General features: G+C 68.4%; 22 protein-coding genes. 13 read left to right on the top strand and 9 right to left on the bottom strand.

Translation table 11 applies throughout. The annotated features are described in order from the left end of the window. Position 1 precedes the first annotated feature (1 nt). The 5 genes from A5750_RS10650 to A5750_RS10630 all read right to left on the bottom strand — a co-directional run bounded on the left by A5750_RS10650 (position 2) and on the right by A5750_RS10630 (position 5,500). Positions 2-1,801, bottom strand: a complete 1,800-nt coding sequence (locus A5750_RS10650; RefSeq protein WP_066946391.1) for a nickel-dependent hydrogenase large subunit — start codon at positions 1,799-1,801, stop codon at positions 2-4. 78 nt (positions 1,802-1,879) lie between these two features. Next, complete coding sequence (locus A5750_RS10645; protein WP_066946394.1) at positions 1,880-2,935, bottom strand: hydrogenase expression protein HypE; 1,056 nt, start codon at positions 2,933-2,935, stop codon at positions 1,880-1,882. 229 nt (positions 2,936-3,164) lie between these two features. Continuing rightward, entirely contained in the window at positions 3,165-3,935 is a 771-nt protein-coding gene (gene hypB, locus A5750_RS10640) for a hydrogenase nickel incorporation protein HypB (RefSeq protein ID WP_066946396.1), read from the bottom strand. A 28-nt stretch (positions 3,936-3,963) separates the two neighbouring features. Beyond that, positions 3,964-4,299 carry a hydrogenase maturation nickel metallochaperone HypA gene (locus A5750_RS10635; RefSeq protein WP_066946399.1) on the bottom strand — a complete coding sequence of 112 codons (336 nt, stop codon included), beginning with the start codon at positions 4,297-4,299 and terminating at the stop codon, positions 3,964-3,966. A gap of 85 nt (positions 4,300-4,384) precedes the next feature. Beyond that, the gene (locus A5750_RS10630) at positions 4,385-5,500 is read right to left on the bottom strand and encodes a HoxN/HupN/NixA family nickel/cobalt transporter (RefSeq protein ID WP_067262640.1); all 1,116 of its coding nucleotides are present in this window, start codon (positions 5,498-5,500) and stop codon (positions 4,385-4,387) included. Positions 5,501-5,669: 169 nt separating this feature from the next. Here A5750_RS10630 and A5750_RS10625 point away from each other — a divergent pair, with 169 nt between their 5' ends. Next, entirely contained in the window at positions 5,670-6,134 is a 465-nt protein-coding gene (locus A5750_RS10625) for a Fur family transcriptional regulator (RefSeq protein WP_066946404.1), read from the top strand. 57 nt (positions 6,135-6,191) lie between these two features. Here A5750_RS10625 and mtr read toward each other — a convergent pair whose 3' ends face one another. Both mtr and A5750_RS10615 read right to left on the bottom strand, forming a co-directional pair. Next, positions 6,192-7,571, bottom strand: coding sequence for a mycothione reductase (gene mtr, locus A5750_RS10620; protein WP_066946407.1), 1,380 nt, complete (start codon positions 7,569-7,571; stop codon positions 6,192-6,194). Between the two features lie 4 nt (positions 7,572-7,575). Next, positions 7,576-8,592, bottom strand: a complete 1,017-nt coding sequence (locus tag A5750_RS10615; RefSeq protein WP_067262636.1) for an alpha/beta hydrolase — start codon at positions 8,590-8,592, stop codon at positions 7,576-7,578. A 110-nt stretch (positions 8,593-8,702) separates the two neighbouring features. On the opposite strand from A5750_RS10615, the gene mqo reads away from it, so the two are divergent. The 8 genes from mqo (at position 8,703) to A5750_RS10575 (ending at position 19,350) form a co-directional block, all read left to right on the top strand. Continuing rightward, a complete protein-coding gene (gene mqo, locus A5750_RS10610) occupies positions 8,703-10,205 on the top strand; it encodes a malate dehydrogenase (quinone) (protein WP_082959085.1) in 1,503 nt (500 codons plus the stop codon). Beyond that, complete coding sequence (locus A5750_RS10605; protein ID WP_066946413.1) at positions 10,202-10,726, top strand: GNAT family N-acetyltransferase; 525 nt, start codon at positions 10,202-10,204, stop codon at positions 10,724-10,726. Before mqo ends, A5750_RS10605 begins: the two co-directional genes overlap by 4 nt. Next, positions 10,723-12,558: a VWA domain-containing protein gene (locus tag A5750_RS10600; RefSeq protein WP_066946416.1), complete on the top strand. Its 1,836-nt coding sequence runs from the start codon at positions 10,723-10,725 to the stop codon at positions 12,556-12,558. The genes A5750_RS10605 and A5750_RS10600 overlap by 4 nt, the downstream gene beginning before the upstream one ends. A 15-nt stretch (positions 12,559-12,573) precedes the next feature. Then, complete coding sequence (gene cobO, locus A5750_RS10595; protein ID WP_066946419.1) at positions 12,574-13,188, top strand: cob(I)yrinic acid a,c-diamide adenosyltransferase; 615 nt, start codon at positions 12,574-12,576, stop codon at positions 13,186-13,188. Further along, complete coding sequence (locus tag A5750_RS10590) at positions 13,185-14,579, top strand: cobyrinate a,c-diamide synthase (RefSeq protein WP_066946422.1); 1,395 nt, start codon at positions 13,185-13,187, stop codon at positions 14,577-14,579. The genes cobO and A5750_RS10590 overlap by 4 nt, the downstream gene beginning before the upstream one ends. A gap of 88 nt (positions 14,580-14,667) precedes the next feature. Continuing rightward, positions 14,668-15,873: a uroporphyrinogen-III C-methyltransferase gene (gene cobA, locus A5750_RS10585; protein WP_066946425.1), complete on the top strand. Its 1,206-nt coding sequence runs from the start codon at positions 14,668-14,670 to the stop codon at positions 15,871-15,873. A gap of 33 nt (positions 15,874-15,906) precedes the next feature. Then, entirely contained in the window at positions 15,907-17,499 is a 1,593-nt protein-coding gene (locus tag A5750_RS10580) for an MFS transporter (RefSeq protein WP_066946428.1), read from the top strand. A 102-nt stretch (positions 17,500-17,601) separates the two neighbouring features. After that, on the top strand, positions 17,602-19,350 hold the full coding sequence (locus A5750_RS10575) for a proline--tRNA ligase (protein WP_066946431.1): 1,749 nt from the start codon (positions 17,602-17,604) through the stop codon (positions 19,348-19,350). Positions 19,351-19,370: 20 nt separating this feature from the next. On the opposite strand, the gene A5750_RS10570 is transcribed toward A5750_RS10575, so the two are convergent. Further along, a complete protein-coding gene (locus A5750_RS10570; protein ID WP_066946437.1) occupies positions 19,371-19,817 on the bottom strand; it encodes a ferritin-like domain-containing protein in 447 nt (148 codons plus the stop codon). Beyond that, on the bottom strand, positions 19,814-20,350 hold the full coding sequence (locus A5750_RS10565; protein WP_066946440.1) for a hypothetical protein: 537 nt from the start codon (positions 20,348-20,350) through the stop codon (positions 19,814-19,816). Before A5750_RS10565 ends, A5750_RS10570 begins: the two co-directional genes overlap by 4 nt. A 203-nt stretch (positions 20,351-20,553) precedes the next feature. Between A5750_RS10565 and rimP the strand changes: the two genes are divergently transcribed. The 4 genes from rimP to A5750_RS26305 all read left to right on the top strand — a co-directional run. Then, on the top strand, positions 20,554-21,081 hold the full coding sequence (gene rimP / locus A5750_RS10560; protein WP_066946442.1) for a ribosome maturation factor RimP: 528 nt from the start codon (positions 20,554-20,556) through the stop codon (positions 21,079-21,081). A 106-nt stretch (positions 21,082-21,187) separates the two neighbouring features. Continuing rightward, positions 21,188-22,243, top strand: a complete 1,056-nt coding sequence (gene nusA / locus A5750_RS10555) for a transcription termination factor NusA (protein ID WP_066946445.1) — start codon at positions 21,188-21,190, stop codon at positions 22,241-22,243. 61 nt (positions 22,244-22,304) lie between these two features. Further along, positions 22,305-22,667 (top strand): YlxR family protein, encoded by a 363-nt coding sequence (locus A5750_RS25285; RefSeq protein ID WP_082948082.1) that lies wholly within the window; start codon positions 22,305-22,307, stop codon positions 22,665-22,667. A 64-nt stretch (positions 22,668-22,731) separates the two neighbouring features. Then, positions 22,732-23,201, top strand: a 470-nt coding sequence (locus A5750_RS26305; protein ID WP_231989168.1) for a translation initiation factor IF-2 N-terminal domain-containing protein, incomplete at its 3' end; no start/stop codon positions are given.

Here is a 23,201-nt window from a genome sequence, read left to right as displayed (position 1 = left end):
ATCACTCCCCGACGGGTGACTGCGTTGGTGTGTGCAATCTCTCCAGGGTCTTGCCCTTACCCAGGTACATGTGCACGCCGCAGGGCAGGCACGGATCGAAGCTGCGCACCGTGCGCATGACGTCGATCCCCTTGAAGTTCTCCCGGCTGTTCTCCTCGAAGATCGGCTGACCCTGCACCGCGTCCTCGTACGGCCCGGGCGTGCCGTAGCTGTCACGCGGGTTGGCGTTCCAGGGGGTGGGCGGGTACGGGTGATAGTTGGCGATCTTGCCGTCGCGGATCACCATGTGGTGACTGAGCACGCCGCGGACCGCCTCGGTGAAGCCGCAACCGATGGCTTCGTCGGGCACCTCGAACTTCTCCCAGGTCTTGGTGCGTCCGGCCCGGATTTCCCCGAGCGCCTTCTCGGCGAAGTGCAGCGCGCACGCTGCCGCGTAGGCCTGGAAGTAGGTGCGCGCCCGGTCGCGCTCGATCGTGTTGCTGCCGTATTTCGGGATCTTCCACTCGAACTCGACCGGACCCTTGAGCGCGGTCTTGGGCAGGTTGATCTTGACGCTGTTGCCGGTCGCCTTGACGTAGCCGATGTCGACCAGGCCGGCCAGCGCGGTGGCCCACAACCGGGCCAGCGGGCCGCCGCCGGTGTCCAGCGCCAGGTGGTCCTTGCCGTCGAACCAGCGCGGCGACATCACCCAGCTGTACTTGCCGCCGTCCAAGTCCCGCTTCTGCGGGTGCGGGTTGGTGTGCTGATTCCACGGGTGGCGCCGGTCCACGGCGTTGCCCAGTGGGTCGGTCTTGACGAACATCTCCTGCTCGGTCCAGTCGTCGTAATACGAACTGCCCAACAGGATCCGGATGCCGAGGTTGATGTCCACCAGGGAGTGGGTGACCAGCTTGCCGTCGACCACCACGCCCGGGGTCACGAACATGGCGTTACCCCAGCGCTCCATGTCCTTGTACGCGAAGTTGCACACCTCGGGGTCCTGGAAGGAGCCCCAGCAGCCGAGCAGGGTGCGGCGCAGCCCGACCTTCTCGTAACCCGGCAGTGCCTCGTAGAAGAAGTCGAACAGGTCGTCGTGCATCGGCACGACCTTCTTCATGAACTCCACATACCGCATCAACCGCGTCATGTAGTCGGTCATCAGCTGGATGGTCGCAACGGTGCCGACCCCGCCGGGGTACAGCGTGGACGGATGCACGTGGCGACCTTCCATGAGGCAGAACATCTCTCGCGTCCAGCGGCTGACCACCAGTGCCTCGCGGTAGAACTCGCCGCTGAAGGGGTTGAGCGAACGCATGATGTCGGCGATCGTCTTGTAACCGTGCGCGTCGGCGTGCGGCGCCGGGGTCTTCTCCGCCAGCGAAAGCACGCTCGGGTTCGTCTCGGAGACCATCTTTTCGCAGAAGTCCACCCCGACCAGGTTTTCCTGGAAGATGTTGTGGTCGAACATGTATTCCGCGGCCTCACCTAGGTTGACGATCCACTCGCCGAGGTGCGGCGGCTTGACCCCGTACGCCATGTTCTGCGTGTAGCACGAACAGGTGGCGTGGTTGTCGCCGCAGATGCCGCAAATGCGGCTGGTGATGAAGTGGGCGTCGCGGGGATCCTTGCCTTTCATGAAGATCGAGTAGCCGCGGAAGATCGACGACGTGCTGTGGCACTCGACGACTTCGCGGTTCTCGAAGTCGATCTTGGTGTAGATGCCCAAGCTGCCCACGATCCTGGTGATGGGGTCCCAGGCCATGTCGACCAGTTGGCCGGGTTCCCGCTTGGCGTGGGTGGGCTCCGGAATGATGGTTGTCATCGCACTTCTTCTTCCCGCTGTGGGCTCTTGAGCTCGAAGGCTCAGATTTGAGACGAAGCGCGCCCACCCGGTAGCGAGCTACCAGGTCCGGCGCGCTCCGGTGGTGAGTTGGTTGCCGTTGTGGCGCCACCGCGGTTCCTTGTCGACGGTGCGCGCCGTGATACCCCTCAAATTGCGAATCACGGTGCCGTAAAGACCCGAAGCGGTGGTGGAGACCTTGCCGCCCGGCGGTTCGTCCATGAATGGCATGAACTTGTCGGGGAAGCCCGGCATCGTGCATCCGATGCAGATCCCGCCCACATTGGGGCAGCCACCGATGCCGTTGATCCATCCCCGCTTGGGCACGTTGCACTTGACGACCGGGCCCCAACACCCAAGTTTGACAATGCATTTCGGCGATCCGTATTCGGTGGCGAAGTCGCCCTGCTCGTAGTATCCGGCCCGGTCACAACCTTCGTGGACAGTGTTGCCGAACAACCATTTAGGGCGCAGCGCATCGTCGAGCGGAATCATCGGCGCCTGACCCGTCGCCATGTAGAGCAGGTAGGTCAGCGTCTCCGACAGGTTGTCGGGATGGATCGGGCAACCGGGCACGCACACGATCGGAATGCCGGCCTTGCTCTTCCATTCCCACCCCAGGTAGTCGGGAACCCCCATCGCCCCCGTCGGATTGCCGGCCATGGCGTGGATGCCGCCGTAGGTGGCGCAGGTCCCGACCGCGACGATCGCGGTGGCCTTGGGCGCCAGCCGGTCGAGCCACTCGCTGGTGGTCATCGGCTGGTTGGTGGCGGGGTTGTTGCCGAACCCGCACCAATAGCCCTCGTCCTTGATCTTCTCGTTGGGGATGGACCCTTCGACGACGAGCACGAACGGTTCCAGCTCGCCGCGGTCGGCTTTGAAGAACCACGAGAGGAAGTCGTCCGCCCCTCCGTTGGGCCCACATTCGAAATCGATGAGCGGCCAGTGCACGGCGACCTGCGGAAGCCCCGGCAGTGCCCCCAGGGCGATCTCTTCGACAGAGGGTTGGGTGGCGGCAGTCAACGCCACCGAATCGCCATCACAACTGAGCCCCGCGTTGATCCATAGAACGTGGATCAATGTTTCTTCTGCTTTGACTGCTGCTTCTGTTGGCATGCTGCAGCTTTCCGGAGCCGGGCTGAGGCTCCTGCGCCGCCGGAGTCGACCGTCGGCCCACTTGCGCAGCGCTGATTTTGGGTCTACTCCTCACCGCCGGGTGTGTCAACGATTCTGCGGTACCAAGTAATTAGACAACCGTTGCATAGTCTCTTCGCGAAGCGAGCGGCGATCGGCGGCCCGGCCGATGGCGCCGCCATCATGCAAATCCCTTGCAAGAAGGGACCCGTCAGGCCGCCGGTTCCGCGGCGAATCGTCGCAACCAGCCGAACCAGGCGCCCATCCCGGCGCCGGTGCGCGCACTGAGCGGCAGGATGGTCGCCGTCGCATTGACCTTGCGCACGTGGGCGATGTACTCGTCGACGTCGACGTCCAGGTGTGGAACCAAGTCAATCTTGTTGAGTAACACCACATCCACCGATCGGAACATCACCGGGTACTTCAGCGGCTTGTCCTCGCCCTCGGTTACGGAGTAGACCATGGCCTTGGCGTGCTCGCCGACGTCGAACTCGGCCGGGCAGACCAGATTGCCCACGTTCTCGATGATCACCAGGTCCAGCACGGGCAGGTCGAGCCCGGGCAGCGCGCGGTTCACCATCGGCGCGTCGAGATGGCATTCGCCGCCAAAACCGTTGCTGGTGTTGAGGAGTGAGATCTGGGCGCCGCGGCCACGAAGCTTGGCCGCGTCGAGATCGGTGGCGATGTCACCTTCGATCACCCCGATGGCAAGCTCGCCGGCGAGCTCGTCGAGCGTGGCCTGCAGGATGGTCGTCTTGCCCGATCCGGGTGAGCTCATCAGGTTCAGCGTGCGCACCCCGTTGCCCTCGAACGCCGCCCGGTTGGCTTCGGCGAGCAGATCGTTCTCGGCGAAGATCGCCTCCAACACGTCGACCCGTTGCTTACCGGTCCGGTACTGGCCGTGGTCGCCGTGCTCGTGATCCGGATCGTCGTGCTCGTGGGTGTGCACCGTTCCGTCGTCATGCCGATGAAATCTTCCCATGGTCAAATCCGTTCGGGGATAGCGCGTTTCACGAGACGTCCAGCGACGTCACCAGGAATTCGTTGCCGTGCAGCACCTCGACGTCGGAACTGTCGCACCGCGGGCACCAGATCGACCAGGCCGACGTGATCTCCGATCGCCGGCCGCAGGCGCGACAGCTCACCTCGGCGCCGACGCACTCGAGTTCCAGCTCGGCCTCCGGCATGTTCTCGGCGTCGCGCACCAGCGTCCAGCAGAACGAGAGCGATTCGGGCACCACCTGACGCAGCGCCCCGATCCGCACGCGCACCACATCGACGTGCCGACCGTCGGCATGCGTCTTGACCACACCGGCGATCGCTTCGCACAGCGACAGTTCATGCACCGCCGATCACTCCGGCCGCAGCGAGGCTCATGAGCACTGTTCTACACCGAAGGCCCCGGATGCGCAGCCGCTCTCCGGGCTCGCGTTACGACGGCGTCCACTTCTGTTCGAGGCGCCCGTAGCGCCGGACGAGCAGCGCCACCGCCCAGGTGATGACGAACGCGCCGACGATGAAATAGCCGACGGCGCCCAGGTCCAGCCCGCCGATCCAGCTCCAGAACGTGCCCCGCCAGCCGAACTGCTCGGCGAACAACGTGAGCAGCTCGACGCTGCCGATCAGCAACGCGACGACCACCGACAGCGCGGTGATGGTGATGTTGTAGTAGATCTTGCGCACCGGATTCGAAAATGCCCAGCCGTAGGCGAAGTTCATGAACGAGCCGTCGATCGTGTCCAGGAGGCACATGCCGGCGGTGAACAGCACGGGCAGACACAGGATGGCGTACCACGGCAACCCGGCCGCCGCGCTGGTGCCCGACAGAACCAGAAGTGCGATCTCGGTGGCGGTATCGAAGCCGAGACCGAACAGCAGCCCGACGGGGTAGGAGTGCCACGACTTGGTGACCGACTTGGTGAAGCGGCCGAGGACTCGATTCATCAGCCCCCGGTTGTCCAACTGCCGTTCCAGTTCGGCCCCGTCCGTGTCCGGGTCGAATCCGCCGCGGCGCACCCGCGCGAACACCCGCAGGATACCCACCAGCACGACGACGTTGAGGACGGCGATCGAATAGAGGAATACACCGGAGACGCCCGTCCCGATCAGTCCCGTGTAGTGATGCAGCTTCGAGGAGTCGTCGCGGACCGGTCCCACGATCGTCTTGACCCCGGACGCCAGCAGCACCGCCAGCGCGAAGACCACCGTGGAATGCCCCAGCGAGAAGAAGAATCCGACCGCGAGCGGCCGCTGCCCGTCGTTCATCAGCTTGCGGGTGGTGTTGTCGATGGCGGCGATGTGGTCGGCGTCGAAGGCGTGCCGCATTCCCAGGGTGTAGGCGGTCAACCCGACGCCGACCCCGAATGCCTTGCCCCCCAGGCTGAATTGCGTCGGGGCCACGAAAGCCACCAGGGTGAACCAGCCGACCACGTGCAGCGCGACGATGATCGCCGACATCGATGCCAGCCGCCCCCACTCCGCCGGTGTCAGGGCGCTGCGCAGCCTGGTCGTCCATGACGGGCGCCGGCCGAACTCAGTACTGACCACTGGGTTCCTCCAGGGTCCTTCGAGCATCGGGCATGGAACGCAACAACCGGCACGACTGTATGTGCCGTCGTCAGGCAGATGCAAGTGGGTTGCAGGAATCCCGGGGCCGGTGCGGGGCGAATTCGGCAGAAGACTGGCGCGCCCACCGCGGCGGCGCGACACTGAACGGGTGACGCCCAAGCCGCCGGCACTGGACCCGTCCGCCACCGCACGGATCGGCGATCTCCTGCGCGCCCGGGGGCTGCGGCGGATGTCCTCGCGGATCCAGGTGCTGGCGGTGCTCGAGCCGGTCGACGGCCACCTGCCGGTGGCGGAGATCCACAAGCGGGTGCGGGCGTGCCTGCCGCACGGATCACACGCTCCCGACGTGGCGACCATCTATCGCACGGTGACCACCCTGGTCGGCCAGGGAGTGCTGCACCCGTTGACCCTCGACGGCGGCGTCACCACCTACGGGATGGCCACCGCGCCACACCACCACGCCGTATGTACCGAATGCGGCTCGATCATCGAGGTGCCCGCCCGGCAGCTCAGTTCGGCGCTCGAACACGCGATGGCGGGCAGTTCGTTCGCGCTGTCCGAGGCGGCGGGTCTGACGCTGCGCGGCCTGTGCCCGCAGTGTCAAAAGCGCTGAGCTTCCGCCAATGGTGGCGATCCGCTTCGCCCGGCTTCGCCGCGCTTGCGATCGCCACTAGTCCAGGTCGAGTAGCGCGTTCTCGACCACCTCGGGCAGCGCCGGATGAATCCAGTACTGGCCGCGGGCCATCTCGTGGGCGGTTAGCCCGAAGCTCATCGCCTGGATCAGCGGTTGGATGATCGACGACGCCTGGTGGCCCATGATGTGCGCGCCCAGCAGGCGGCCGCTGCTGCGCTCGGCGATCAGCTTGACTATCCCGGTGGTGTCCTCCATGGCCCAGCCGTAGGCGACGTCGCCGTAGTCGTGTATCGCGACCGAGACCTCGAATCCCTGTGCGATGGCCTGGTTTTCGGTCAGGCCGACGGATGCCAGCTGAGGGTCGGTGAACACCGCCGACGGCACATGGCGGTGGTTGGTCATCAGCATCGACTCGGTGTCGTCCCAGTTGCAGTGCAGGTTGTGCTGTACGACGCGGGCCTCGTGGTTGGCGACGTGCTTGAGCTGGTATGGCGACGAAACGTCGCCGAGGGCGAAAACACCACGCGCCGAGGTCCGTTGGTATTCGTCGACCACCACCCGGCCGCTCTCGACCTCGACACCGGCCTGTTCGGCGTCCAGCAGGTCGGCGTTGGACACCCGCCCGGTCGCGACCAGCAGCAGGTCGGCGTCCAATGTCGACCCGTCGTCGAGCCGCAGCGCGACGCCAGAGCCGTTGTTGGTGCCGCCCACGACGTTTCGGTGCGTGCGCAGTTCCCATTTGGCCGCGACGATGCGGGTGAAGCGTTTACAGATGGTGTCGTCACAGTGCCGCAGCATCGAGCTGCCGCGGATGACCAATGTCACCCGGACGCCGAGGGCGGAAAAGATATGGGCGAATTCCGCTGCCACGAAGCCACTCCCGACGATCACCAGGTGCTCGGGCAATTCCGGGATCCGCATGATCGTGTCGCTGGTGTGATAGGCGACGCCGCAGTCGAGGATCGCGGGAGGGATGACCGGGCGGGACCCCGCCGCGATCACCACCTGATCGGCGGTGAATTCGTCACCGCCGTCCGTGCGCAACAGGTAGCGCCCGTCGGGTTGAACCGGTCCGAACCGGGTGTGCTGGTCGTACAAGTCGACGCTGGGTGACGCGCGGCGGTAGTCCTCGCCGCTCATCGAGATCGGATCGATTCGTCCGAAGATCCGCGAGACGATGTCGTCCCAGCGGATCCGGTCGACGTGCGCGTCGACACCGAAGCGTGCCGCGTCCCGGATCGTCGTGGCGACCTCGGCGGCGTAGACGAACATCTTGGTCGGGATGCATCCGACGTTCAGGCAGGTGCCGCCGAACGTGCCGTGCTCGCACAGCGCCGCACGCTTGCCGGCGAACCGATCGTCGAGAAGGGTATTGCCCGAACCGGTTCCGATGATGGCGATGTCATAGGTCTCCAACTCCTCACCCCATCCTCGAAGAGGGCTCGGTGCGGTCGGTGTGGAGGTAGCGGTCCAGCCAGAGGTCGAGCTGGCGGTAGGCCGCCCGCCGAGGCTGCGGCAGCGAGAGGAAGACGTCGTGTTTGGCGTCGCCGATCGGCACGATGGTGCTGTGATTCCCGATGCAGCCGGCCCGCCTGGCAATTTGGGTGACGTCGAGAACCGCGTCGCCGCACTGCATGGACGCCGCATCGCTGGTTTCCCGCACGGTGTGGTCCGAGCGCAGGATGAGGTTCGGCACCCCGACGTCGAGCCCGCGGTGCAGCCGGGCGTGGCCGCGGCGGATGGCGTGCAGCCATCCGACCGTGATCGGGAAGCCGCCCACCGGTTTCCACTGCAGGTTGTAGTCGAACTCGCCGTGGTAGTCGCGGTGCAGGGTGGTGCCGTAGCCGCCCTCGGTGGGCGTCCGGACCACCCTCCTGGAGCGCACCCGGGACAGGCCGGCGATCAGCGCCGAGGTCACCGAATGACGCAGCACCGCGGGGCCGTGCAGGTCCAAAAACGGGCTGTTGAGCACTAAACCGCCGATGCCGGCGTGGGCTGCGGCGTCGCGACCGCGGAGCCGGTCCAGCCATAACGACACGATGAGCCCACCGGAGGAATGGCCGTACACCAAAACCTTGGCGGGTCGGTGGTGCTCGCGGATCACCGCCAGGGCGTAGTCGAGTTCGGCGTCGTAATCGTCGAGGTTGGTGATGAAGTGCGGTGTCTGGCCGTCGCGGCGCGACCGGCCGCATTTCTGCAGGTCCAGCGCGTAGAAGGCAAAGCCGCGGTCGGCGAAGTGCTCGGCCAGCGCCGTGTTGAAGAAGTAGTCGGTGTAGCCATGCACGGCCAGCACCGCGTGACCCGCACCGGAGGGTCCGGCGGGCTCACCGCGCCGGATCAGCGTCGCGACAATCTCGCCCTCGCCGACCGGGTCGGGCCCAAGGGGGATGGTGCGCTGCCAATAACCGGGCAGGACATCGGGCACCCAGCCAGTCACGAGGCAAGCTTAGAGGTTTTGCTGGCCACAGGGAGGCGCACGCCGTCCGGGCCGGGTTTGCCTCGGGATAGCCTGGGAACCGGCACAGTCGACGGAAGGACCAGGAGCAGGTGTCATCGCTAGCCCGAACCGCACGGACGGACGTCGTGCTGGTGGGCGCGGGCATCATGAGCGCAACCCTGGGTGCGTTGCTGCGGCGGCTGCAACCCGACTGGTCCATGACCATCGTCGAACGCCTGGACGCCGTCGCCGCCGAAAGCAGCAGTCCGTGGAACAACGCCGGCACCGGGCACTCCGCGCTGTGCGAGCTCAACTACACCCCGCAGAATCCGGACGGCTCGATCGACATCACCAAAGCGGTGCGCATCAACGAGCAGTTCCAGGTGACCCGCCAATTCTGGGCCTACGCCGCCGAGAACGGGATCCTGACCGACACCGGTTTCCTCAACCCGCTCCCGCACGTGAGCTTTGTGCGCGGGGCGCAGCGCGTCGAGTTCTTGCGCCGACGGCAGCGGGCCCTGGCTCCCAACCCGCTGTTCGCCGGCACCGAATTCATCGACGACCCGCAGGAGTTCGCCCGCCGGCTGCCGTTCATGGGCGCCAGGCGCGACTTCTCCGAACCGACCGCGCTCAACTGGGCCCCCCACGGCACCGACGTCGACTTCGGTGCGCTGGCCAGACAGCTCATCGGCCACTGCGTGCAGGGCGGTGCCACCGCGTTGTTCGGCCACGAGGTCCGCGACCTGACCCGGCAATCGGACGGCAGCTGGACGCTGCTGATCCGCAATCGGCGCACCGGTGAAAAACGCCGGCTGAATGCCAAATTCGTCTTCGTCGGGGCCGGCGGCGGCGCGCTGCCGTTGCTGCAGAAGGCCGGCATTCACGAGGTCAGGGGCTTCGCCGGGTTCCCCATCGGCGGACGGTTTCTGCGCACCGACAATCCCGCGCTCACCGCCGCGCACCGGGCCAAGGTGTACGGGGTCCCGGCACCGGGGGCCCCGCCGCTCGGCGCGCTGCATCTGGACCTCCGATTCGTCAACGGCAAATCCTGGCTCGTGTTCGGGCCGTACGCCGGCTGGTCACCCAAGTTCTTGAAACACGGCCGCCTCAGCGACCTGCCCCGCTCGGTGAAGCCGGACAACGCACTGTCCATGCTCGGGGTTGGCCTCACCCAGCTGACACTGCTCAACTACTTGATTCACCAGCTGCGGTTGTCCGATCCGGATCGCATCCACGCGCTGCGCGAATTCGCCCCCAGCGCAATGGGTTCCGACTGGGAGCTGACCGTGGCCGGTCAGCGCGTGCAGGTGATCAGGCGGGACGGGCGCAAGGGAGGCGTGCTGGACTTCAGCACCACCGTGCTGGCCGCCGCCGACGGCAGCATCGCCGGGCTGCTGGGAGCATCGCCGGGAGCATCGACGGCAGTGTCGGCCATGCTCGAGGTGTTGCAGCGGTGCTTCGCCGGCCGCTATCAATCCTGGCTGCCCACGCTCAAAGAGATGGTGCCGTCGCTGGGGGTGGAGCTGTCCCGTGAGCCGGCGTTGTACGACGAGGTGTGGTCCTGGGGTACCGAGGTGTTGGGGTTGAAGTCCGATTCGGGGGTTCGGTCATGAGTGAAGCGTTGCGTCGGTCGTGGGCGAAAGACCTTGACGCCCGGACCCTTTACGAGCTGCTCAAGTTGCGGGTGGAGGTGTTCGTGGTGGAGCAGGCCTGCCCGTACCCGGAGCTGGACGGCCGCGACCTGCTCGCCGAGACGCGGCACTTCTGGCTGGAGACGCCCGACGGCGAGGTGATCTGCACGTTGCGGTTGATGGAGGAGCACGCCGGCGGCCGAAAGACATTCCGGATCGGCCGGTTGTGCACCAAACGCAGCGCGCGCGGGCAGGGCCACACCACCCGGTTGCTGCGCGCCGCCCTGGCCGAGGTCGGCGACTACCCGTGCCGGATCGACGCGCAGACCTACTTGTCCGACATGTACGCCCAGCACGGGTTCGTCCGAGCCGGTGACGATTTCGTCGACGACGGCGTGCCGCACGTGCCGATGCTGAAGCCGCCACGCCCGCCCCCTCAGGCGGAGACCCCGACCGCATCGTCGCAGGGCGGGCCGGGCGCGGGCCTGACGGAGCTACCGTGAAGCCGTATCCGTTCAGCGCGATCGTCGGGCATGACCAGCTGCGCCTGGCGCTGCTGCTGTGCGCCGTGCGGCCGGAGATCGGCGGTGCGCTCATCCGAGGCGAGAAGGGCACGGCCAAGTCGACGGCGGTGCGCGGCCTGGCGGCGTTGCTGTCCGAGGCGACCGGTGACGCGGGCGCCGGCCTTGTCGAAATGCCGCTCGGCGCAACCGAAGACCGGGTGATCGGCTCGCTGGACCTACAGCGGGTGCTGCGCGACGGCGAGCACGCGTTCTCGCCGGGACTGTTGGCGCGCGCGCACGGCGGCGTGCTGTACGTCGACGAAGTCAACCTGCTGCACGACCATCTGGTGGACGTGCTGCTCGACGCCGCGGCGATGGGCCGGGTGCACATCGAACGCGACGGCATCTCGCATTCGCACGAGGCCCGGTTCGTGCTGATCGGCACCATGAATCCCGAGGAGGGCGAACTGCGTCCGCAGCTGCTGGACCGGTTCGGCCTCACCGTCGACGTGCACGCGTCTCGTGACGTCGACGTGCGGGTGGAGGTCGTCCGACAGCGGATGGCCTACGAGGCCGACCCGGACGCATTCGCCGAGCGCTACGTCGACGCCGAGGCCGAACTGGCCCGGCGCATCGCCGCCGCGCGTGCGCTCGTCGGCGAAGTGGTATTGCCGGACAACGAGTTACGGCGCATCGCTGCGGTATGCGCGGCGTTCGACGTCGATGGGATGCGGGCCGATCTGGTGGTGGCCCGCACCGCCGCCGCGCACGCCGCGTGGCGTGGGGCCAAGTCGGTCGAAGGGCAAGACGTCCGGGTGGCCGCCGAGCTGGCGCTGCCGCATCGGCGCCGCCGCGACCCGTTCGACGACCCCGGCATCGACCGCGACCAGCTCGACGAGGCGCTGGCGCAAGCCGACGATGACGACCGCGAGCCGGAGCCCGACCCTCCGGGCGGCGGTCGGGCCGCGGAAGACCCTGCAACGCAGCCGAACTCATCGGCGCCGTCGAAGCCGCGGCCACCGCGTCCCAGCGCGCCGCCAGCGAAGACCTTCCGCGCCCGAGCGCTGACGGTGCCCGGGGTCGGCGCGGGCGCGCCGGGGCGGCGATCGCGCGCCCGCAACTCCAGCGGCAGCGTGATCGCGGCGACCGACGGAAACGACACGAGTTCCGGCGCACACGGGCTGCACCTGTTCGCCACCCTGCTGTCGGCCGCCGAGCGCGCCGGGTCGGGCCCGCTGCGCCCGGGGCCGGATGACGTGCGACGGGCGATCCGGGAGGGGCGTGAAGGCAACCTGGTCATCTTCGTCGTGGACGCGTCGGGCTCGATGGCCGCGCGCGACCGGATGGCCGCGGTGAGCGGTGCGACGCTGTCGCTGCTGCGCGACGCCTACCAGCGCCGCGACAAGGTCGCCGTGATCACGTTCCGCCAGCAGGAGGCACGGCTGCTGTTGCCGCCGACATCGTCGGCGCACATCGCCGGCCGGCGGCTGGCCCGGTTCGATACCGGCGGCAAGACTCCGCTCGCCGAGGGCCTGCTCGCCGCGCGTGAACTGATCGTCCGGGAGAAGGCTCGCGACCGGGCCCGGCGTTCCCTGGTGGTGGTGCTGACCGACGGCCGGGCCACCGCCGGAACCGACCCGTTGCGCCGCAGTCGCGCCGCGGCCGCCCGGTTGGTGGCCGAGGGCGTGGCCGCCGTGGTCGTCGACTGCGAAACCTCCTATGTGCGGCTGGGTTTGGCCGAGCAACTGGCCCGCCACCTCGGCGCGCCGGCCGTGCGCCTGGAGCAGCTACACGCGGACTCTCTGACGCGCGCCGTGCGCAACGCGGCCTGAGAAAGGTAACCGCCGATGCCACAAGGCCGCCCACTGCAGGTCCCCGAGGATGGACTCAGCACCAGGGCCCGGCGCAACACCCCGGTGCTGGCGGTGCACACCGGCCCCGGCAAGGGGAAGTCCACCGCCGCATTCGGAATGGCGTTGCGGGCCTGGAATGTCGGGCTCTCCGTAGCGGTCTTCCAGTTCGTCAAGAGCGCCAAATGGAGGGTGGGCGAGGAGAGCGCCTTCGCTCAACTCGGTCAGGTGCACCAACAGCACAACATCGGTGGGCCGGTGGAATGGCACAAGATGGGCGCGGGCTGGTCGTGGTCGCGAAAGGCGGGCAGCGAACTCGATCACGCCGCGGCCGCGGCCGACGGGTGGGCGGAGATCTCGCGCCGGCTGGCCGATCAGCGCCACGACTTCTATGTGCTCGACGAGTTCACCTACCCGCTGAAATGGGGGTGGGTGGACGTCGACGAGGTGGTCGACGTGCTGTTGGCACGCCCGGGCCACCAGCACGTGGTCATCACCGGTCGCGATGCCCCGCGGCGGTTGATCGAGGCCGCCGATCTGGTCACCGAGATGACCAAGGTCAAGCACCCGATGGATGCGGGCCGCAAGGGGCAGAAGGGCATCGAGTGGTGAGTGTTCCCGCGGTCGTCGTCGCCGCGCCGACGTCGGGCAGCGGAAAGACAACCGTCGCAACGGGTTTGATCGGCGCGCTGCGACGGGCGGGCCATGCCGTCGCTCCGTTCAAGGTGGGCCCGGACTTCATCGACCCCGGTTATCACGGCCTGGCCGCCGGGCGTCCCGGCCGCAACCTGGACCCGGTTCTGGTCGGCGAGAACCTCGTCGGCCCGCTGTACGCGCACGGCTCGGGCGGTGCGGACATCGCGGTGATCGAGGGGGTGATGGGGCTCTTCGACGGGCGGATCGGGCCCGCCGCGGCTGGTCCCGCGGAAGGCTCCACCGCGCACGTGGCCGGCCTGCTGGGTGCGCCCGTGATTCTGGTGGTCGACGCGCGCGGCCAGAGCCACAGCATCGCCGCACTGCTGCATGGCTTTTCGACGTTCGATGCCGCGACCCGGGTCCGCGGTGTGATCCTCAACCGGGTCGGTTCGGCCCGGCACGAACACGTGCTGCGGCAGGCCTGCGAGCAGGCCGGTGTCGCGGTGCTGGGGTCCATTCCACGAACCGCCGAATTAGAGCTCCCGACAAGGTATCTGGGTCTGGTCACCGCGGTGGAGTACGGGCGGCGGGCGCGGCTGGCGGTCGAGGCGATGACCGACCTGGTCGCCCGTCACGTCGACCTTGCGGCGGTGGCGGCCGTGGCCGCTGTCGCCGCGAGCCGGACCGGCACGGCGTGGGACCCGGCGTCCGCGGTGGGGGAGACGCCCGGAGGGCACGCCACAGTGGCGATGGCGGCGGGTAAGGCGTTCAGCTTCGGCTATGCCGAGCACGCCGAGCTGCTGCGGGCCGCCGGCGCCGACGTGGTCGAATTCGACCCGCTGGCTGAGGAGTTGCCGGATGGCACGGACGCGGTGTTGCTGCCCGGCGGCTTCCCGGAACAGTTCACTGCGGAGCTCTCGGCCAACGACGCCGTGCGCCGGCAGATCAACGAGCTGGCGGCCGCCGGCGCGCCGATACACGCCGAATGCGCGGGCCTGATTTATCTGGCCACCGAACTCGACGGCTACCCGATGTGCGGAGTGCTGGCCGGGTCGGCGCGGTTCACGCCGAATTTGACGTTGGCCTATCGCGACGCCGTCGCAGTGGCCGATTCGCCGCTCTATTCCGCCGGGCAACGGGTGGTGGGGCATGAATTCCACCGGACCGCAATCGCATTCAGCGACGGCTACCAGCCGGCCTGGGCCTATCGGGGCAACGACGCGGATCCCGTGCGCGAAGGCGTCGTGCACGCCGGAGTGCACGCCTCGTATCTGCACACCCATCCGGCTGCCGCGCCACAAGCCGTCGCGCGGTTCGTCGCGCACGCCGCCCGCCGGCTGGGCGGCGCCAACATGCCCTCCGTCTAGGCGCTCGCGGTCGCCACTAGGCCGATGGTGGCGACCCGCAGCGCCCGGCGTTTTCCGCCGCGCTCGCGGTCGCCACTAGGCTTGCCCGGTGACCGAGAACGCCTACCTCGCCGGACTGCGCCTGGCCGGCAAGAAGGTCGTCGTGGTCGGCGGTGGCTCGGTTGCCCAGCGCCGGCTGCCCTTGCTCATCGCCAGCGGCGCGGAGGTACACGTCATCTCCCGCAGCGCCACCAGGTCGGTCGAGGCGATGACCGGAATCACGTTGTCGCTGCGCGAATACCGCGACGGTGACCTCGACGGGGCCTGGTACGCGATCGCCGCCACCAACGACGCGCAGGTGAACGCGGCCATCGTCGCGGAAGCCGAGCGCCGCCACCTCTTCTGCGTCCGCGCCGACGTCGCCGTCGAAGGGACCGCGGTGACCCCGGCGTCCTTCAGCTACGAAGGGTTATCGGTCGGGGTGCTCGCGGGCGGCGAGCACCGCCGGTCCGCGGCCATCCGCTCGGCGATCCGGGAGGCGCTGCAGACCGGGGTCATCGCCCCGGACAGCGCGGTGAGCCCCGACGTCGTACGCGGTGGGGTGGCCCTCGTCGGCGGCGGGCCCGGCGACCCCGAACTGATCACCGTGCGCGGGCGCCGGCTGCTGGCTCACGCGGACGTGGTGGTCGCCGACCGGCTGGCGCCGCCGGAACTCTTGGCCGAGCTGCCGCCACACGTGGAGGTCATCGACGCCGCCAAGATCCCCTACGGGCGGGCGATGGCGCAGGACGCGATCAACGACGTCATGATCGAACGCGCCCGGTCCGGGAAGTTCGTCGTCCGGCTCAAGGGCGGGGACCCGTTCGTCTTCGCCCGCGGCTACGAGGAAGTGCAGGCGTGCGTCGACGCCGGGATCCCGGTCACCGTCGTGCCGGGTGTGACGAGCGCCATAGGAGTGCCCGCCCTGGCCGGCGTTCCGGTCACGCATCGGGCCATAAATCACGAATTCGTCGTGGTCAGCGGACATCTGGCGCCCGGTCACCCCGAATCGTTAGTGAATTGGAATGCGCTGGCCGCGCTGTCCGGCACCATCGTTTTGCTGATGGCCGTCGAACGCATCGAGCTTTTCGCCGACGCACTCATAGCGGGCGGCCGACCTGCGGAAACGCCGGTCCTGGTGGTTCAACATGGAACGACAGCGGCTCAGCACACTTTGCGGGCCACTCTCGCCGACACGCCGGAAAAGATCCGAGCCGAAGGCATCCGACCTCCCGCGATCATCGTGATCGGGCCAGTGGCGGCTTTCGGGCTTTAAACGGATCTTAAGATTACTGTAAGGTAACCCTTTATGACGGCCCTCAACGACACAGAGCGCGCGGTGCGGAACTTCACGTCCGCGCGCCCCGATCGTCCGGCCCCGGCGCGCTCCACGCGCCCGGCGGAGACCGCCTCCACTCGCCTCAGCAAGTACTACCCGGCCTGGCTGCCTTCCAGCCGCTTCATCGCGGCCGTGATCGCCATCGGCGGTATGCAGTTGCTGGCGACCATGGACAGCACCGTCGCCATCGTCGCGCTTCCCCGGATCCAGAACGAGCTCAGCCTGTCCGACGCCGGCCGTAGCTGGGTGATCACCGCATATGTGCTCACGTTCGGCGGGCTGATGCTGCTGGGCGGCCGACTCGGCGACACCATCGGACGCAAGCGCACCTTCATCGTGGGCGTCGCGTTGTTCACCATCTCCTCGGTGCTGTGCGCGGTCGCGTGGGACGAGGTGACCATGGTCATCGCGCGGCTCTCGCAGGGGGTCGGTTCCGCCATCGCCTCCCCGACGGGGCTGGCGCTGGTCGCGACCACCTTCCCCAAGGGGCCCGCGCGTAACTTCGCGACGGCGGTGTTCGCCGCGATGACGGCCGTCGGCTCGGTGATGGGCCTCGTCGTCGGCGGGGCGCTGACCGAGGTGTCCTGGCGACTGGCGTTCCTGGTGAACGTGCCGATCGGCCTGGTGATGATCTACCTCGCGCGCACCGCGCTGCGCGAGACCAACCGCGAGCGGATGAAGCTCGACGCCACCGGCGCCATGCTGGCGACGCTGGCGTGCACCGCCGCCGTCTTCGCCTTCTCGATGGGGCCGGAAAAGGGTTGGGTCTCGATCACCACCGTCGGCTCGGGCGTGGTCGCGATGGCCGCCGCTCTCGCCTTCATCATCGTCGAGCGAACCGCCGAAAACCCGGTCGTCCCATTCGATCTGTTCCGCGACCGCAACCGGCTGGTCACGTTCGCCGCGATCTTCCTGGCCGGCGGCCTCATGTTCAGCCTGACGGTGTGCATCGGCCTGTACGTGCAGGACATCCTCGGCTACAGCGCGCTGCGCGCCGGCGTCGGCTTCATCCCGTTCGTCATCGCGATGGGGATCGGCCTGGGCGTCTCCTCGCAACTGGTGTCGCGGTTCTCGCCCCGGGTGTTGACGATCGGCGGCGGAATCCTGCTGTTCTGGGCGATGCTCTACGGCTGGGCGTTCATGCACCGCGGCGTGCCCTATTTCCCCAACCTGGTGCTCCCCATCATCGTGGGCGGGATCGGCATCGGCATCTGCGTCGTCCCGCTGACGCTGGCGGCCATCGCCGGTGTCGGCTTCGACCAGATCGGCCCGGTGTCGGCGATCGCGTTGATGCTGCAGAGCCTCGGCGGTCCGCTCGTGCTGGCCGTCATCCAGGCCGTGATCACCTCCCGCACGCTGTACATGGGCGGCACCACCGGCCCGGTCAAGATCATGAACGACCTCCAATTGCACGCGCTCGACCAGGGCTACACCTACGGCCTGCTGTGGGTGGCCGGCGTGGCCGTCGTCGTCGGCGCCGCGGCGCTGTTGATCGGCTACACGCCCGCGCAGGTGGCCCACGCGCAAGAGGTCAAGGAAGCGATCGACGCCGGCGAGCTGTAGCTCAACGGGTTGCCGACCGTCGCGACAGAGTGGCGTTGGCATGCGGGCGTTGCGCTGGCGTGACGCTCGTCGCAGGTACCGGCCACGCTAGGCTGGCCCGCTGTGATCACCCGGATGTCCGAGCTGTTCTTGCGCACGTTGCGCGACGACCCCGCTGACGCCGAAGTGCCCAGCCACAAACTTCTGATCCGCGCCGGCTACATCCGGCCGATCGCGCCCGGGCTCTACAGCTGGCTGCCGCTCGGCCTGCGGGTGCTGCGCAAGATCGAGGCCGTCGTCCGCGAGGAGATGAACGCGATCGGCGGCCAGGAGATCCTGTTTCCCGCCCTGCTGCCGCGCGCGCCATACGAGACCACGAACCGGTGGACCGAATACGGCGACGGCGTCTTCCGCCTGAAGGACCGCCGCGGCAATGACTACCTGCTGGGGCCCACGCACGAGGAGGTGTTCACCCTGACCGTCAAGGGTGAATACAGCTCGTACAAAGACTTTCCGGTGCTGCTCTATCAAATCCAGAACAAATACCGCGACGAGGCGCGTCCGCGCGCGGGGATCCTGCGGGTGCGCGAGTTCCTGATGAAGGACTCCTACTCGTTCGACATCGACGACGCCGGACTCAAGGCCGCCTATCACGCGCACCGCGAGGCCTACCAGCGCATCTTCAACCGGCTCCAGGTGCGCTACGTGATCGTGTCCGCGGTATCGGGGGCGATGGGCGGCAGTGCGTCGGAGGAGTTCCTGGCCGAAAGCCCGGTCGGCGAAGACACCTTCGTGCGCTGCCTGGAATCGGGGTATGCGGCCAACGTCGAGGCCGTCATCACCGCCCGCCCGCAGGCCAAGCCGATCGACGGGCTGCCCGAGGCGGTGGTCCACGACACCGGTGACACCCCGACCATCGCCACCCTGGTGGACTGGGCCAACACGGCCGACCTCGGTCGCACCGTCGCCGCCGCGGACACGCTGAAGAACGTGCTGCTCAAGGTGCGACAGCCCGGCGGGGAGTGGGAGCTGCTGGCCATCGGCCTGCCGGGCGACCGCGACGTCGACGACAAGAGGCTCGGCGCCGCGCTGGAACCGGCCGACTACGCGTTGCTCGACGACTCCGACTTCGCCAAATACCCATTCCTGGTGAAGGGCTACATCGGTCCGAAGGCGCTGCGGGACAACGGTGTTCGTTACCTCGTCGACCCGCGGGTGGTGGACGGCACCAGCTGGATCACCGGGGCGGACGAGCCCGGCCGGCACGCCGTCGGCCTGGTGGCCGGCCGGGATTTCACCGCCGACGGCACCATCGAGGCCGCCGAGGTGCGCGACGGCGATCCATCGCCCGACGGCGCCGGCCCGCTGGTGTCGGCCCGCGGCATCGAGGTCGCGCACATCTTCCAGCTCGGCCGCAAATACACCGATGCCTTCACCGCCGACGTGCTCGGTGAGGACGGCAAGCCGGTGCGGCTGACCATGGGGTCCTACGGCCTCGGGGTGTCGCGGATGGTGGCGGTTATCGCCGAGCAGCACCACGACGAGCTGGGCCTGCGCTGGCCGTCTTCGGTCGCGCCGTTCGACGTCCACCTGGTGATCGCCAATAAAGACGCGGACGCCCGCACCGGGGCCACCGCGCTGGCCGCCGACCTGGACCGGTTGGGCATCGAGGTGCTACTGGACGACCGGCAGGCGTCGCCCGGGGTCAAGTTCAAGGACGCCGAGTTGCTGGGCGTTCCATGGATCCTGGTGGTCGGGCGCGGCTGGGGCAACGGCGTGGTGGAGCTGCGCGACCGCTTCAGCGGACAGACGCGCGAGCTGGCCACCGGGCCGTCGCTGGCCACCGACGTCGTGGCCGCCCTGACCGGGTAGCGCTGAAAACCCTCGCGCCGCTAGTCATTTCCGCCGGGAAAGCTCGTCGTAATGGGCCAGGCACCCAGCACCCGGTTCCACCGGGCGGCCATCACCGCGCTTTGCGTCAGTGCCGTGGCGGCGAACGCGCGGTCGTCGGCCGTCTCGGCGTGCTCGATCACCACGCGCCAGGCCGACGCGCCATCGTTTTCCATCCGCGCCGCCAGCCGCGCCGCGTCCGCCGCGCTGCCCACCAGGATCGGCAACTGGTAGCCGGGGGCCGCGACCGGCGCGTTGACCTTGCGGGCGGTCAGCATCGCGATCACGTCGTCGCGGCGCTGGCGGTGCTGGGAGAGCGCTTCCACCACCAGGCCGTTGACGCTGGGCGGCGACAACGCCGAGACCATGCCGTAGCCGTAGATCGTCGAGTGTTCGATGGCCAGCGCGTCGCAGAGCGCCGCGTTGTCCGCGTCCTTGCCGGAACTCATATCGACGGGCCCCCTGGCACCAGGGCGACGGTGTACGACGCGGTGCAGGACGCGATGATCGAGGCGAGCAACCCCGCGCGGTAGCCGGATTCGCCCGCCACCAGTCGGCTGGCGCTGTCCGCCGAGGCCCGCAGGGCGTTGATCACGTCGGACACCGGCGGGGGAGGCGGCGGCGGCCCCGCCGGCTCGGCGGGGCTCGGGCTGGGGCCCGTCGTCTCGCTGGTCGAGGAGGCGGTGATCTTGCCGGCCGCCCGCGAGATCTCCGTGGACAGGGCGCGGGCGTGCGCGGCGCGCTGACTCGCGACGACCGTCAGCGCGGCGGCGATCTGCGGTGGGTTGCCGACGGCGGCCGCGGCGGCGCCGGCCAGCGCGCTGTCCTTGCGGGCCTGGTCCAGCGGCCCCAGCAGCTCTTCGACGGACGGGGCCTTGGGCGGGGACTCGCCGCAGGCGGAGGTCACCACCCCGAGCGCAGCCAGAGCCGCGCCGCCGGCGAGCACACCCCGCCGGTTGACGACCGGAAATGCGCTAGACACAAACACATCCTGCCATCGGTTCGGGGGTGGGTACGAAGCCAGGACGCGATCCGGCCGTCAGACGCGATTCCTGGCGTATCGTTGATAGCTGCTCTCGCGGAACGGCAGCCTTCGCGTTCCGCCAGGACACTGGAGCCGCCCGCAGGGCAATAGGGTGGCGACGCCCTCCAGCTGACCGGACAACTCAAGATGAGGAGCTCGCCGTGACCACCGGGCTACCTTCGCAGACGCAGGTGATCGAGCTACTCGGTGACGAGTTCGCGCGCGCCGGATACGAGATCGAAGACGTGGTCATCGACGCCCGGACGCGCCCGCCGCGGATCATGGTGGTCGCCGACGGTGACAAAGCCCTCGACCTGGACACCATCGCGACGCTGTCGCGCTCGGCGTCGGCTTTGCTGGACGGCCTCGACGACGTCGCGGACCGCTATGTGCTCGAGGTGAGTTCGCCCGGCGTGGACCGCCCGCTGACCACTGCAAAACATTTCCGTCGCGCCCGCGGCCGCAAGGTCGACGTCGTCCTCGCGGACGGTGCGCGACTGACCGGTCGCGTCGGCGAGACGCGCGGCGATTCCGTCGCGCTGGTGGTCCGCGCGGGACGGGACTACCGGCTGCGCGAATTGCCGCTCGCCGATATCGCCAAAGCCGTTGTCCAGGTGGAGTTTTCGCCCCCCGCCCAGGCGGAGTTGGACCTGGCGGGCCGTGCCGACAGGACGGAGGCCGGAGCATGAACCGCGCCGGCGACGATGCAGTGGGGGCGCCCCCAGCCGCGAAGCGGCCAGGGGGACGTAGCGATGTGGGGGCACCTCCCGCTTGCGGGGGAAAGGAGCGGCGCTGATGAACATCGACATGGGCGCGCTGCACGCCATCGAGGTGGATCGCGGCATCTCGGTCAACGAGCTGCTCGAGACGATCAAGTCGGCGCTGCTCACGGCCTACCGGCACACCGAGGGCCACCAGAACGACGCGCGCATCGAGATCGACCGCAAGACCGGCGTCGTCAAGGTCGTCGCCCGAGAGACCGACGAGGACGGCAACGTCATCAGCGAATGGGACGACACCCCCGAGGGTTTCGGCCGGATCGCCGCCACCACCGCCCGTCAGGTCATGCTGCAGCGGTTTCGGGACGCGGAGAACGAGCGCACCTACGGTGAGTTCTCCACCCGCGAGGGCGAGATCGTCGCGGGCGTCATTCAGCGGGACAACCGCGCCAACGCCCGCGGCCTGGTCGTCGTCCGGATGGGCACCGAGACCAAGGCCTCCGAGGGCGTGATCCCGGCGGCCGAACAGGTGCCCGGCGAAAGCTACGAACATGGCAACCGGGTCCGCTGCTACGTCATCGGCGTGACCCGCGGGTCCCGGGAGCCGCTGATCACCCTGTCCCGAACGCATCCCAACCTGGTCCGCAAGCTGTTCTCCCTGGAAGTTCCCGAGATCGCCGACGGGTCGGTGGAAATCGTGGCGGTGGCTCGGGAGGCCGGCCACCGCTCCAAGATCGCGGTGAAGTCCAACGTTCCCGGGCTAAACGCGAAAGGGGCCTGCATCGGCCCGATGGGCCAGCGGGTCCGCAACGTGATGAGCGAGCTTTCCGGGGAGAAGATCGACATCATCGACTACGACGAGGACCCGTCGCGCTTCGTCGCCAACGCGCTGTCGCCGGCCAAGGTGGTTTCCGTGTCGATCATCGACCCGAACGCCCGCGCCGCCCGCGTGGTGGTGCCCGACTTCCAGCTGTCCCTGGCCATCGGCAAGGAGGGCCAGAACGCGCGGTTGGCCGCGCGCCTCACCGGGTGGCGGATCGACATCCGCGGCGATACGCCGGGGGGATCGGAGTCGCATTCGGAGAGCCGCCCCGAACACGGCGCCACCCACGGGATGGCGCACGACCGCTAGCGGATCCCGCGCCCACCATTGGGCGGTTCTGACCATCGGATAAGTGACGCTAGACTGAGCCGTGATCCAGCGTGAGCCTTCGGCCCGGGCGCACAGACGTGTGGACGGACCTGTCCGGACGTGTGTCGGGTGCCGAAAGCGAGAGCTGGCCGTCGAACTGCTTCGCGTGGTGGCTGTGTCGGACGGGAACGGCGAACATGCCGTGATCGTTGACGCCAGGGCCAACCGGCCGGGGCGGGGTGCATGGTTGCATCCCGTACCGCAGTGCGTGCAACAGGCGATTCGGCGGCGGGCTCTCACCAGAGCGCTGCGCATCGACCGTCCACCGGACACATCCGCGCTGGTCGAGCACGTGGAAACGCTCAACCAGCACGGCAACAGAACAGGTAGCAAAGAACATGAGCACACCGTGAAGTCCCGATGACCATGCGTCATAGCTAAACCCGAGGCGCGGCCCCACGACTGTCGCCTCTTAGACAGGAGATGTAGTGGCAGGTAAGGCCCGCGTACACGAGTTGGCCAAGGAACTCGGTGTTACCAGCAAGGAAGTTCTCGCCCGGCTGAATGAACAGGGCGAATTCGTAAAATCCGCATCGTCAACGGTGGAAGCGCCGGTCGCTCGTCGACTGCGCGAATCCTTCGGGGGCGGCAAGCCGGCTCCCCAGAAAACGGCGGCCAAGGCGGCCGCCAAGGCTCCGGCCAAGGGTCCGGACAACTCGCTTGACCAGGCACTCGACAAGGCCATCGGCAATGGCGAGGCCAACGGCGAAGCCGCAGGCGGGACGACGACCGCCGCCGCCCAAGCGGCCCCGGCCGCCCCGGCGGAAGCGCCGGCACGCCCCGGCCCGGTGCCCGGCCGCCCCGCACCCGGACAGCCCGGACAGCAGCCGCAGCCGCCCGCCCCCGGGCAGCCGGGTGGCCAGCCCTCAGGTGCCCGACCCCAACGTCTTCTCCGACG

Origin of the sequence: Mycobacterium sp. 852002-51613_SCH5001154 (assembly GCF_001667425.1) — a bacterium.
In the GTDB taxonomy this organism is placed as follows: Bacteria; Actinomycetota; Actinomycetes; order Mycobacteriales; family Mycobacteriaceae; genus Mycobacterium.
The sequence above is the reverse complement of the archived record's forward strand: the minus strand, read 5'-3'. Positions and strand labels throughout refer to the sequence as shown.